The 12,434-nt window shown below is 64.0% G+C and carries 10 protein-coding genes; 5 read left to right on the top strand and 5 right to left on the bottom strand.

What is annotated here, in order from left to right; genetic code table 11:
- Window positions 1-7: 7 nt before the first annotated feature.
- Genes BH93_RS19265 through BH93_RS19250 form a run of 4 tightly spaced genes read right to left on the bottom strand, consistent with a single transcriptional unit; the run spans window position 8 to window position 2,893 of the window.
- Complete coding sequence (locus BH93_RS19265) at window positions 8-1,237, bottom strand: hypothetical protein (RefSeq protein WP_037176297.1); 1,230 nt, start codon at window positions 1,235-1,237, stop codon at window positions 8-10.
- On the bottom strand, window positions 1,234-1,479 hold the full coding sequence (locus tag BH93_RS19260; RefSeq protein ID WP_037176298.1) for a hypothetical protein: 246 nt from the start codon (window positions 1,477-1,479) through the stop codon (window positions 1,234-1,236). The genes BH93_RS19265 and BH93_RS19260 overlap by 4 nt, the downstream gene beginning before the upstream one ends.
- Window positions 1,476-2,111, bottom strand: coding sequence for a VOC family protein (locus BH93_RS19255; RefSeq protein WP_037176299.1), 636 nt, complete (start codon window positions 2,109-2,111; stop codon window positions 1,476-1,478). Before BH93_RS19255 ends, BH93_RS19260 begins: the two co-directional genes overlap by 4 nt.
- 29 nt (window positions 2,112-2,140) lie before the next feature.
- The gene (locus BH93_RS19250) at window positions 2,141-2,893 is read right to left on the bottom strand and encodes a maleate cis-trans isomerase family protein (RefSeq protein ID WP_037176300.1); all 753 of its coding nucleotides are present in this window, start codon (window positions 2,891-2,893) and stop codon (window positions 2,141-2,143) included.
- Window positions 2,894-3,145: 252 nt separating this feature from the next.
- Here BH93_RS19250 and BH93_RS19245 point away from each other — a divergent pair, with 252 nt between their 5' ends.
- Genes BH93_RS19245 through BH93_RS19225 form a run of 5 tightly spaced genes read left to right on the top strand, consistent with a single transcriptional unit; the run spans window position 3,146 to window position 11,534 of the window.
- Complete coding sequence (locus tag BH93_RS19245) at window positions 3,146-5,248, top strand: hydantoinase/oxoprolinase family protein (RefSeq protein WP_037176301.1); 2,103 nt, start codon at window positions 3,146-3,148, stop codon at window positions 5,246-5,248.
- Between the two features lie 20 nt (window positions 5,249-5,268).
- The gene (locus BH93_RS19240; RefSeq protein WP_037176302.1) at window positions 5,269-7,590 is read left to right on the top strand and encodes a hydantoinase B/oxoprolinase family protein; all 2,322 of its coding nucleotides are present in this window, start codon (window positions 5,269-5,271) and stop codon (window positions 7,588-7,590) included.
- Window positions 7,587-9,266, top strand: coding sequence for a (2,3-dihydroxybenzoyl)adenylate synthase (locus BH93_RS19235; RefSeq protein ID WP_037176303.1), 1,680 nt, complete (start codon window positions 7,587-7,589; stop codon window positions 9,264-9,266). Before BH93_RS19240 ends, BH93_RS19235 begins: the two co-directional genes overlap by 4 nt.
- On the top strand, window positions 9,263-10,792 hold the full coding sequence (locus tag BH93_RS19230; RefSeq protein WP_037176304.1) for an FAD-dependent monooxygenase: 1,530 nt from the start codon (window positions 9,263-9,265) through the stop codon (window positions 10,790-10,792). Before BH93_RS19235 ends, BH93_RS19230 begins: the two co-directional genes overlap by 4 nt.
- Window positions 10,793-10,817: 25 nt before the next feature.
- Window positions 10,818-11,534, top strand: a complete 717-nt coding sequence (locus BH93_RS19225) for a TetR/AcrR family transcriptional regulator (RefSeq protein ID WP_052047820.1) — start codon at window positions 10,818-10,820, stop codon at window positions 11,532-11,534.
- A gap of 156 nt (window positions 11,535-11,690) precedes the next feature.
- On the opposite strand, the gene BH93_RS19220 is transcribed toward BH93_RS19225, so the two are convergent.
- Window positions 11,691-12,416, bottom strand: coding sequence for an SDR family oxidoreductase (locus BH93_RS19220; protein ID WP_037176305.1), 726 nt, complete (start codon window positions 12,414-12,416; stop codon window positions 11,691-11,693).
- Between the last annotated feature and the right edge of the window lie 18 nt (window positions 12,417-12,434).

Below are 12,434 nucleotides of genomic sequence, written 5' to 3'. Positions count from 1 at the left end.
GAGAGGGTCAGATGAAGTGGTGGGACAACCAGGCACCGATGTCGGCGGCGGCCAGAGAAGCACCGGTGGGCGCGCCATCGCGAATGGGGCCACCGAAGTGGGTGCCCTCGATCGCCACGCGGGACTTGTCCACTGAGCCCAGAGCCTCGACCATCCTCGACGCATCTTCCGGGAAACACGCCTGATCGCCGGTCAATTCGACGAACAACGACGGGACCGTCACCGACGGTGCGCACCGAACGAAATCGGCGTTGGAGCTCAGACCGGACCACGTCGACAGCCAGGCATCCGGTGTGGACAGGCGCGCGAACCCGACGAGCCCATAATTCGTCAGATCCGGCCGTCGGCCGAACAACGAACCATAGGGGCGGGCGTTGGGGCTCAGCGACAGGTCGGTGAATCTCAGGTCCGCGTCGGTGCGATAGACGGTCGATATGCGAGGTGCCAACGCATCTCGACGGTCGACAGGATCACGGCTTGTCTTGAAACGCCGTCGGGCGCCGGATGCTTCGGCGACTCGTGACCGCGCGATCGCGTCGAGCCGAGCGACGCGCTCGAGCTGAGCGGCGCGGTACCTCTGAACGAAGTCAGAGGAATAGGTAGAGCTATCAGGTGCGTCGACAAATCCGTTCGCCTTATCGAAGGGATCGAGTGCCGGGTCGACGGACATGGGGTCCGATTCGTCGACGACGGACGGATCGATCAGACGCAGCAGCAGCGCACCCTGTCCGGGGTGTGGAGCCATGAAAATCGCACCGTCCGGCACGGGCATCTCCGCAGATGCGAGGTCGATCGGTCGACCTGCGGGCGTTGCCGCCAGCCGATCCTCGGGCGCGAGACCGGCCTGCTCGTGGTAGAACGCGAACAGGGTGCCACCACCCGAGTGTCCCAGCGTCACAACGTGATCGAAGGAGCGCGAGCGTAGGAACACCTGCCCGGCGGCGGCGTCGAGCAACGCCTGCTCGTGCACCAGGGAGATGTCGTTGTTCACCGATCGCGTGCCCTGAGTCCACACGGCGTATCCGCGGGCGAGCAACTCGGGCACGAGAACGTGATGCGTCAGGTCCTGTCTCGGGTGCATCAACGCCACGACCGTCTCGGCACCGGGAACGGTCCGCAGCACTCCGCTGACCTTGGCACCGTCTGCGGTGCTCAGCTCGTGCACCGAGGTCACCGTATTCGACGGAGCCTCGGCGGCATCGATGTACCGGCCTGCGCCGAGTCGGGTCCGAGTCATGACTGCTCGACGCGCAGAGCGTCTTTGTCCCACTGTGTGATTCGAGACTCCGACAGGCCAGAGACGCTGCTGTACCAGACGGCGTGCCTGCATCCGGTGGCCCGACGATCGATGACGATGTCCCCATCCGAGACTATGCGGAAGTACGGGCCGACGTGGTCGACGCGTACGGCTGGGTCGACGTCGGCCACCGATGCGATAGTGGTGTTCTCGGGAATGTCGAGTACGTACAACGTGGTCACGAAACTCCCACCTCGTGCTCGGCCGACCAGTCGGCCGCACGTTCGACGATCAGTTCGGCCTTGCGGGTCAACAGATTCGCCATATTCGGGTCGGGTCCGCGCACGACGTCGATCAGGGCGTCGATCGTCAGGTTCGCGTCGAGATCTTCCTGCGGCGTGACCGGCCGCATCGCGCGGGTGAGCTCGATCATGTAGCCGTTGGGATCGTGTGTGTAGATCGACTCGATCGTCTCGTGTTGGATCTGCATCTCCACGGGCCAGTCGCTGCCGTCCAGCCGCCGCCGGTATTCCATCAGGTCTTCTTCGTTGTCGACGTGGACTGCCAGGTGACGCGAGCGGATGAAGAAGATCGGAACGTCCTCGGCGAAGCGCGAGTACGAATCGCCCTGTGGTCCACCGTCGAACGGTTCGAGGCCGAAGTAGTAGAAGAACGCGAGGCGGTCGTCGTTGCCGATGTCGAAGAAGAAATGGATGAAGTCCGGATGCTTCTCCGGGCCCCACCCTGCGGCGCAGATGGAGTGGACGACGGGGAACCCGAGAACGTCGCGGTAGAACTCGACCGTTGCTGCCGGATCGAACGTGGGGTAGGCGACGTGGTCGACGCCCCGAACCTTGTGTGGCAAGTCGGACATGAAGATTTCCTCTCTACGAAAGTGACGATCTAGGAGGTGACGACGGCGTCTGCCCGGAGCAGTGAGCCGGCGTCCGGAAGATCGACGGGTAGGTCCAGCGCACGGAGCAGGCTGTAGGCGCCTGCCGTCGCGGCCGACAGAACGGGGATGCCGAATTCGTCCTCGGCAGCCTGGACGAGCGGAAGGGACGGCATCTGTACGCACGCGGAAATCACCAGGGCGTCGGCACCTGTGAGATCCAAGGACCGTGCCGCGTCCATGACTCGTTCGCCAGGGATGCAGCCGACTTCGGCGTTGTCGGACACTTCGAGTGCACGCCAATCGAGGACGCGAATGCCTTCGGCCTCGATGTACTCGACCACCTTCTCGGCGAGCGGTCGCATGTACGGCGTCACGAGAACGATGTTCTTCGCGTCCAGAGCCCGCAGGCCTTCCACGAGTGCTCCCGCACTCGACCTGACGGCTGCATCGGATCCGCCCGTGGCGAGTTGTTCCGCGATGAGCCCCTCGACCCGTTGGTGTTCCCCGGGCCCGGCGACCATGAGAGCGACGAGGCATGCATAGAGAATTGCGTCGATTCCGGCATCGCCCAACTCGAGGATGCACCGTTCGCGCTGGGCGTTCATGGCCCGCAGTTGCTCCGGCGACACGGCCTGCATGCGCATGCGCGAGGAGTGGAACGAGAACCGGGCATCTCGATGTCGCGCCAACAGGGCGGGCATCTCCGTTTCCACGGTGACGTTGGAGCTCGGTACGACCAAGCCCACACGATGAATACTCATGAACTGCCTTTCAGTAATTGACGTTGATGACGAGTATTCGACGTATACGACGATTCGTCAAGCGGCCTGGAGCTGGGGAATCGGATCCGGGAGTCCGGTCGGGCAGTATCGAGGAAGGTGGCAGCACTCACATTCACGCTTGACATGTCGTCGGTCACGTCGAATACTCGACGCAGACGTAAGCAGTGTTCGAGAGTGTTTCGCTCTCACACGCCAGAACGTCTTCGACTCGGACCTAAGGAGCACACCGGCATGACCTATGTGATCGGAGTGGACGTCGGCGGAACGTTCACGGACGCAGTACTCGACGACAGTTCCGGCACCGTGGTCGCTGCAAAAGCGCCCTCGACACCACCCGACTATTCCCAGGGGGTCATCGACGTTCTCGAAGCGTTGGCCGAACAACTCGGATGCCCGGTGCAGGAAATGCTCGCGAACACCCACCACATCGCGCACGGCACCACGTCCTCGCTCAATGCTCTGGTGATGGGCAACGTCCCGCCGGTCGGGTTCCTGACCACCAAGGGGCATCGGGATTCGATCTACATCATGAACGTCGAGGGCCGGTACCTCGGTGGCTCTCCCGAGCAACTGCAGAACGTGTTGGGACAGAGCAAGTCCCACGGTCTCGTCCCCAAGCGACATGCACTCGAGGTCACCGAACGCCTCGACCGTGACGGAACGGTCGTCGTCGCGCTGGACGAGGATTCCGCGCGCGTCGCCATCCGAAGCCTCGTCGACGACGGCGTCTCCGGAATTGCGGTCTCGCTGCTCTGGTCGTTCCGTAACCCTGTGCACGAGCAACGCATTCGCGAGCTGGTCCACGAGATCGACCCCGACATGTTCGTCTCGCTGTCCTCCGAAGTGAGCCCGCGCATTCGTGAGTTCGCGCGGAACGCTACGACGATCATGAGTACGCAGATCGGTCCGGGGTTGCGCGATTACCTCGGCTCGTTGGAGAAGAAGCTGCGTGCCCTCGACCTCGCCGGCCCATTGCTGGTGATGCAGAGCAACGGTGGTGCCGTTGCGGCAGCCGAGGCCCCGAAGAACGCCATCAGCACCGTCGGATCCGTGTTGACCGGCGGCGTGGTCGGAGCCGTATCCCTCGGAAAGCAGCTCGGACACAAGAACATCATCGCCACCGACGTCGGCGGAACCACCTTCCTCGTCGGCCTCGTCGTGGACGGTGAGCCGGTGCGTGCGTCGAGCACCATCATCAATCATCACCCGATCAACGTGCCCACCCTGCAGGTGCACGCCATCGGCTCCGGCGGCGGTGCCATCGCGTGGGTGGATGCCGGCGGCAACCTCCAGATCGGGCCGCACAGCGCTCAGGCGGTACCCGGACCTGCGTGTTACGGGCAGGGTGGCACCGAACCCACCAATGCCGACGCCAATCTCGTCCTCGGTATTCTCCCCGAACGCGGACTGCTCGGTGGTCGCAAACCACTCGACAAAGAGCTTGCGCGCGAGGCTATTCGACGCCGCATCGCCGAACCGCTCGGTCTGTCGATCGAGGCCGCGGCGGCCGCGATCTACGCCGTGCAGAACGCACAGACAGGCGATCTCCTGCGCAAGACCGTCGTCGAAGCCGGGCACGATCCGCGCAACTTCGTTCTCTATGCATTCGGCGGAGCCGGCCCATCGCATTGCGCCGCCTATGCAGCAGAGGTCGGCGTCAAGGAAGTCATCGTTCCGCTCGGGCAGGTGGCATCGGCGTTCTCGGCCTACGGTCTTGCGTCGTCGAACATCGTGCTCGCGGCCGAGTTGTCCGACCCGGCTGCGATGCCGCTCGACCCGGCCCGCGCCGAAGCGAACTTCGACGGCCTCGAGAAGCGCGTCCGCGAAGCCCTCGGTCGACAGGGACTCAATTTCACGTCTGTCCAGGTCGAACGTGAAATCGACATGCGGTACACGATGCAGTTGGCAGAGGTTGCCACAACCATTCCCGAAGGCTCGCTGGACTCGTCCAGCGTCGCGCACGCCTCCGATCTCTTCGAACAGCGCTACGCCGACCTTTACGGGAAGGACAGCGGCTTCCGTGAAGCAGGTATTCAGGCGATCACCTATCGCGTGCGCGCAACCGGCGTCCTGCCGTTCTCGCCGACCCTCCCCGAGCTGAAGTCGGCCGATTCCGCCGATGCCTCGGTCGCTCGCATCGGTACCCGAAAGGTCAACCTGGACGGGCGAATCGGATACGTCGACACCGACATCTACGACTACAGCAAGCTCGCCGCCGGGCATGTGCTCGCCGGCCCCGCCATCGTCGAAGTCCCGACGACCACTGTCGTCGTCCCGCACGGCACCACCGGAACCGTCGACCGCCTCGGCAACCTCAACATCGTCGCCGGCTGAGACCACAGGAGAACCGAACCATGACATCCGCAATTCCAGGGTCCGAGATCTTCTCGTCTCGCCCCGTCGACCCCGACGCCCTCGCCCGTAGCCTCCCGCCGACTCTGCCGGTGCACACCGTCACCCAGCAGCAGATCGACGATCTCGACCCGCTGACCTACGAGGTCATCCGGCACCGACTCTGGTCGGTCACCGACGAGATGGGCGAGGCACTCAAACGAATGTCGGGCTCACCCATCGTCACCGACGCGAACGATTTCGACTTCGCGATCAGTGACGAACTGGGACAAGAGGTTCAGGTGGGCCTCTACAACACCATGCTCGTCGGAGCCGTCGACCTGGCGATCTACTGGACCCTGCAGCACCGCGCCACCAACCCGGGAATCGTGGAGGGTGACATGTTCCTCTGCAACGACCCATGGGTCGGCGGGGGACTGCATCAGAGTGACGTCATCGTCTACCAGCCCATCTTTCACGAGGGCAAGCTGTTCGCCTGGACCAGCGCGATCTGCCACGAACCCGACCTCGGCGGTTCCGGACTCGGATCGTTCGACCCGTCGGCGAAAGACGTGTTCTCCGAGTCGCTTCCGACTCCACCGGTCAAGGTCGTCCGCGACTACGAGCTACAGCGCGACGTCGCCGATCTCTGGGTTCGACGCTCCCGTGTTCCCATGCTGGTCGGGCTCGATCTGCGCGCCAAGATCGGCGCGAACACCGTAGGCCGCAACCGCATGCTGGCCGTCATCGAGCAGTACGGTGCCGACACCGTCAAAGCCGTCATGAAGCGCATGATGACCGACGCCGAAGTGCGCCTTCGCAGCAAGCTCTCCTCGCTGCCCGACGGGACATGGAAGGCCACCGGCTACCAGGACCAGTCGCACATCGGTGACCGCGAGGTTCACAAGATCACCGTCGCGATGAGCAAGACCGACGACCATCTCACGTTCGACTTCACCGGCACCGACAAGCAGACGGGCGTCATCAACTGCACGTACGCAGGTATGCGCGGCGGCGTCATGCTCGCGTTGCTTCCGATCCTCGCGGGCGACATTCCCTGGTCTGCAGGCGGATTGATGCGGTGCTTCGACCTGGTGTCCGAAGAGGGCACCATCAACAACGCGAGCTTCCCGGCGGCGGTCAGCCGTGGTCCCATCGGGCCCGCTTGGCTGACGGGAACACTCATCGCCGAATGCCTGTCGCAGATGCTCGATCGATCGGTCGACCTCGGCAAGAGCGTGCAGGCCGCGTGCTGCGGTACCTGGGACACCGCCGTGATCGCAGGCCTCGACGAACGTGGAGAGCAACCCGTTCCGTTCCTCAACATCATGATGGAACCGATGGCAGGCGGTTACGGCGCGCGCCCGACCGCCGACGGCATGGACACCGGCGGACTCTTCTGTATTCCGATGGGGCGCATTCCCGATACGGAAATGACCGAGTTCCTCTACCCGCTGCTCACACTGTGGCGTCGTGAAGAACCCGACTCCGGTGGACCCGGTCGTCAACGCGGTGGCGTGAGTGCATCGCTCGCGGTCACGCCGTACGGCACTTCGCTTCCGATGGGCCTCGTCCTCGCCTCGGCGGGTAAAGCAGTGGCGCAGAACAACGGACTCGCCGGCGGATACCCCGGCAACACCGGACTCGAAATTCTGGCGCGCAGTACCGACGTCATCGAGCAGTTCGCGGCGGGAAAAATCCCCGGAGCCCTCGACGAGCTCGGCGGCGGAAAGGAATTCGGCGCGTGCTACGCCGAAAGCTATGTCGCTCCCGGTGAGGTGCTGTACATGCATTGGCAGGGCGGCGGCGGTTACGGAGATCCGCTGCATCGTGATCCGGCCGCGGTCAGCGTCGATCTGCGTGAAGGCAAGGTCACTGCCGACGGTGCCAGTGAGGTCTACGGCGTGGTGATCGACGCGGGAAAGGTGGACGAGGTAGCAACTGCGCAACGACGTCGAGAGATGATCGACGAGCGACGGACGCGGTCCACCCAGCACGCCGATGCTCCCATCATGGATCTCTCGCTTGCCCGCAGGCTCGACGACAACCTGTCCGAGGTGACCGTCGGGGACGTTCGGGTCATCGCCTGTGCACAGTGCGGTCGACTGCTCGGTGACGAGAAGACCAGCGGCGTATTGGATCTGGCTCGGTACGAGGGGCCGTCCTCGGCGGCGGGGCCGCAGGTGACGTCGGATCCGTCCATCTACGTCGACACGCCCATCGTGTTCCGTCAGCTGTGCTGCCCGGGATGCTGGACGGCCGTGTACTCGGGAATCGTCCCGGCCGATCACCCCGATCATTCGTTGGAGATCTCACGATTGCTCCCGGCGGTGGCCGAACGATGACGGTGACCACCGACGCGACCCACTCGGACTGGGACGGCCGGCTCGTGGGATACCCGGAGGATCGCGCGCAGCAGTACCGCCGGAGTGGTTCGTGGAGTTCACTTCCCACAAGTCGCCGGTTCCGCGACATCGCTCTTCGGTATCCCGACAGGCTCGCGATCATCAGCGCCGAGGGGGCGATGACGTTCGCCGAACTCGACCGTCGGACCGATGCCATCGCTGCAGGCTTGGTGCGACTGGGGCTGGCGCGCCTGGACCCTGTGTTGTTCCAACTGACGAACCGGCTGGAGACGGTGCTGGCCTGGTACGGCTGCGTCAAGGCCGGACTGGTTCCGGTCGCCACACTGGCCGCGCACCGAATGCACGAGATCGCGCACATCGGTGCTGCGGTGGGCGCGGTCGCGCATATCGTCGAGGCCGGCCTGCCGTCGTTCGATCTGGTCTCGTTCGCCCACGAACATGCCGCGGGCAGCGAGACCGTTCGCCACGTGGTCACAGTCGGGGCGGTGGACACCGACGAACTGCGCGTGGAGGACCTCGGTCTCGACATCGATCCCACCGAGGCCCGAGCTCTCGTCGACGCCATCGAGGCCGAGACGGATCCCGAGGATGTGGTTGCATTCCAATTGTCCGGCGGGACAACGGGAGTGCCCAAGGTCATTCCACGGATCCATGCCGAGTACTGGAACAACGCACTCATGTACGCCCAACGGCTCGAATGGACCGCGGACAGCCGCGTTGCCCATCTGATCCCCATCGTGCACAACGCAGGGATTGCCTGCGGTCTGCACGCCTCGCATTCGGTCGGTGCGTGCCTCGTACTCGCGACCGCCGACGTCGGATCGGCGTTCGACCTGATGGAGCGCGCGGAAGCCACCGAGGTGTTGATCGGCCACGGTCATTACCAGGCCGTGTCGAGTCCCGAGTTCGATCGCGTGCGTGAGCGTTTGCGGCACGTGATCCTGTCCGGTGCCAAAGTGTCACCGGCACTAATGGACCGAGTCGACGACGGCGGAGATCATTGGGCGGGTCAGCTGTTCGGGATGTCCGAGGGGCTGCTCACCGTCACCCCGGTCGCCGCCCCTCGCGACGCTCGAATCACCACCGTCGGCACGCCTGTCTGCGCGGAGGACGAGGTGCGCATTCTCGATCCCGGCACGGAGATCGAGGTTCCCGACGGGGAAGTCGGTGAATTGTGTTGCCGCGGGCCGTACACGATCACCGGGTATTTCGGTGCCCCCGAGCACAATCGAACTGCCTTCACCACCGACGGCTTCTACCGCACCGGTGATCTGGCGTCGATCTCCGTCGTCGACGGCGAGCGGTACGTCACGATCGAGGGGCGCATCAAAGACCTCATCAACCGCGGCGGCGAGAAGATCAACGCCGAGGAAGTGGAGCTTCTGCTGCTCGACCATCCGGCCATCGTGGGCGCGGCCGTCGTCGCGATGCCCGACCCTCGACTCGGCGAGAAGACGTGCGCGTATCTCGTCACCGACGGGGCCCCGTTGACGATGGCCGACGTGCAGGACCATCTCACGGGACTCGGTGTGGCCAAGTTCAAATGGCCGGAGCGCCTCGAATGGCTCGACGCGCTTCCCCGAACCAACGTCAACAAGATCGACAAGAAGCGTTTGCGGCTGGACATCGCCGCGAAGCTCGAGAGGCAACGATGAAACTCGACCGCGTCGCAGTCATCGGCGGGGGCCCCGGTGGCCTCTACGCCGCACGATTGCTGAAACTGTCCAACCCCTCCGCGGAGATCACCGTCTACGAACAGAGTTCACCGGACACCACGTTCGGGTTCGGAGTCGGCCTCGCCTCACGGACGCAGCGGAATCTACGTCGGGCCGACGCTGCGTCACTCGATGCAATTGTTGCTCAGGCGTATTCACACGAGATGTCGATGCAGGTGGGGGAGTCGATCGCCCGGTTGGCTCATGGTGATCTGCTCGCTGTGGCCCGTACCTCGCTGCTGTCCGTCCTGCAGGAGCAAGCGCGTGACGCAGGGGTTCGGCTCGAATTCGGCGAACGCCGTGAACCGGGCGATCTCGATGTCGACCTCGTCATCGCCTCGGACGGAATCAACAGCGCAACGCGAACTGCAGACCCGGGGTTCGGCACCGAGATCAGCACCGGAACCGGCCTCTACCTCTGGTGTGGAACGGATTTCGCACTGGCAAGCGCCATTTTCGTACCCGTCACCACCGAGCACGGCACTTTCGTCGCACACGCGTATCCCTATGCGCCGGATCGCAGTACGTTCCTGATCGAGACGGATCTCGACACGTGGCACCGCGCGGGCTTCGACGTCACGACGGCTGCCACCGACCCGACCGACAGTGACGAGGCGTCGTTGCGCTACCTCGAGACGGCCTTTGCCGACACCCTCCAGGATCACAGGCTCATCGGAAACCGGACCAGGTGGATGCAGTTTCGAACCGTCAAGTGCCGAAAGTGGTCGGTGGACAACGTCGTTCTCCTCGGGGACGCCGCTCACACCGCCCATTACTCGATCGGATCGGGAACGAAGTTGGCCATGGAAGATGCCATCGCCCTCGATGCTGCACTGGCGTCGGCTGCGACCGTCGGCGATGCCCTCACCGAGTACGAACGGGTGCGTCGCCCCGCAGTCGAACACCTCCAGCAGATTGCCGTGCGCAGTGAACAGTGGTGGGAATCCTTCCCGCAACGGATGGATCTGCCCGTGGAGCAACTGATGGTGGCGTACATGACGCGCGCCGGAAAGGTCGGCCTGGAGCGATTCCTCGAGTCTGCTCCCGAGGTGGCGTGGAAGGGAATCGCGAGCTACGCGCAGGTTGCCGCAGACTCGGAGGTTCCTGTCGACGTGTCGCGCTGGATCCTCTCGCGGCCCGTCGAACATGGCGGGCGGCTATTTCCCGACCGATTCGCCCCGTCCGATCTTCGCGAAGAGCCGACGACAACGGTGGTCTCGGTGGACGTCGAATCTGCGTGGAACGAGAAGGCCACGGCCATTGTCGACGAGTGCAGGGCAAGCACCACGGTGTGGCTGACCGGGTCCGGCGAGCGTGATGACGTCCTGACCCGACTCGATGTCGCGGAGCGAATGATGCGCAGCACCAGTGCACTCGTTGTCGTCGACGTACCGGAAGAGTGGATGCCCGACGCGGTGGCAGGTCTGGTCGGTGCGCGCACCCACCTCGTGTCTGTCGGTCGTTGACGTCAGCGACGGTTATTCTTCGGTCATGACACGCGAGGACTCACAGCGAGGAGCGGCGCGTAATCCGCGTCGGGAGCTGGTCGAGAAGCAGATTCTCGACCAGGCCACGCGGTTGTTCGCAGAGAAGGGCTTTGCCAGCACGACCCTCCAGGACATCGCCGACGCAACGGGCCTCACCCGGCCGGCGCTCTATCATTACGTCGCGAACAAGGACGAGTTGCTGTCGCGCCTGATCAGTGAGAGCACCGAGACGCCTGCCGCAGTTCTGCACCAGATCAACGAGCGATCCGATCTCGGTCCCACCGAGAAGCTTCGCAAGATGGCCACCGCGATCGCCCTGAACCAAGCTGAAACCGCCGATCGCTTCAAGCTCATCATCAGGTCGGAAGCCGACCTCCCCGAAGAGATTTCTCGGACCTACCAGCAGAGTCGACGTCACGTCCTCAAGGAGTTCGTGACGGTCGTCGAAAGCGGCGTCAAGGCAGGGGAATTCAGACCCGTCGATCCGCGTACTGCGGCACTCGGCATCATCGGCATGCTGAACTGGGTCGCCTGGTGGCATCAGAGCGGTGATCCGGACGCCGATCGGAGCGTGGCCGTCCAACTCGCCGACATGGCACTGCGCACCGTTGCCCAGGACAGCGGCAAGCCCGTCGTACCCGAGGGGCCCGAACGGGCCATCTCCATGCTCCGCGAGGACCTCGACTACCTCGAACGCATTCTGGCTCGGGATCGAACCTAGGGGAGCGTGAAAAGAGCGGTTCCGTAGTGCGACACCTCGCCGCTCACATCCCTTCCGCCTGACCGAACGGTTCGGTGCACCCCACAGTTCTCGGATCGAATCCATATGGCCCCGCCCAGTGCCTTTCGGTTGGGGGTCGGGAGTTGGGATGGAAAGTCAGTTCGCTCCGAGTAGTTCGGCCATCTGTGCATAGAAAGCTGCGGGATCGCCGGCGAGAGAGGACTTCACCATAGCGGTCCATTCGTCGACGATGATTTCGATGGAGCCGGCCGCCAGACCGTCCAGGGCGGCACGCGGCACTGTGCGGGGATCGATCTTCGGTCCGTCGTAGCCGGCGGCGATGTCGGTATCTGCAGCGCCGAGAAGTACGCCCTGTACGAATGTTCCTTGCGGTGCAAGTTCCAGGCGTACACCGTTCGTCATGTTCCATTCGGCGGCCTTCGCGGCAGAGTAGGCCCCGGATCCCGTTGTGGCGAACCAAGATAGAGCCGACAAGATGTTGACGATCGAGCCGCCACCCTGTGCTGCGAGTACCGGGGCGAATGCCCGAATGACGTGCAGTGTGCCCCAGAAGTGTGTGTCCATCTCGCGTCGAACCTCGGTGAGGTCACCGGTGACGAGCGCGGCGCCGGTGGAGATGCCCGCATTGTTGACGAGCAGAGTGACATCGGACGCCGTCGACGCCGCCGCTCTCACCGATTCGCTGTCGAGCAAGTCGAGCGTCAACGGCACCACCCGGTTGTCGTCGAAGTCGAGCATTTCGGGTCTGCGAGCTGACGCGTAGATTTTCTCCGCACCTCGATCGAGCAGTTCGAGGACGAAGTGACGGCCGATGCCACGGTTGGCTCCGGTGACGAGGGCGATCTGGTCGGAGAAGTCCATGGGGACCTTGCTTTCTTC

It is taken from the genome of Rhodococcoides fascians A25f, assembly GCF_000760935.2.
Taxonomy (GTDB): Bacteria; Actinomycetota; Actinomycetes; order Mycobacteriales; family Mycobacteriaceae; genus Rhodococcoides.
Note: the sequence above shows the minus strand (reverse complement) of the source record. Positions and strands in the feature narration are given on the sequence as shown.

Excerpts from the sequence above, each read along its gene's own strand:
- BH93_RS19265 (WP_037176297.1), bottom strand. The coding sequence starts at position 1,237 with ATGACTCGGACCCGACTCGGCGCAGGCCGGTACATCGATGCCGCCGAG.
- BH93_RS19255 (WP_037176299.1), bottom strand. The coding sequence starts at position 2,111 with ATGTCCGACTTGCCACACAAGGTTCGGGGCGTCGACCACGTCGCCTAC.
- BH93_RS19250 (WP_037176300.1), bottom strand. The coding sequence starts at position 2,893 with ATGAGTATTCATCGTGTGGGCTTGGTCGTACCGAGCTCCAACGTCACC.
- BH93_RS19245 (WP_037176301.1), top strand. The coding sequence starts at position 3,146 with ATGACCTATGTGATCGGAGTGGACGTCGGCGGAACGTTCACGGACGCA.
- BH93_RS19240 (WP_037176302.1), top strand. The coding sequence starts at position 5,269 with ATGACATCCGCAATTCCAGGGTCCGAGATCTTCTCGTCTCGCCCCGTC.
- BH93_RS19235 (WP_037176303.1), top strand. The coding sequence starts at position 7,587 with ATGACGGTGACCACCGACGCGACCCACTCGGACTGGGACGGCCGGCTC.
- BH93_RS19230 (WP_037176304.1), top strand. The coding sequence starts at position 9,263 with ATGAAACTCGACCGCGTCGCAGTCATCGGCGGGGGCCCCGGTGGCCTC.
- BH93_RS19225 (WP_052047820.1), top strand. The coding sequence starts at position 10,818 with ATGACACGCGAGGACTCACAGCGAGGAGCGGCGCGTAATCCGCGTCGG.
- BH93_RS19220 (WP_037176305.1), bottom strand. The coding sequence starts at position 12,416 with ATGGACTTCTCCGACCAGATCGCCCTCGTCACCGGAGCCAACCGTGGC.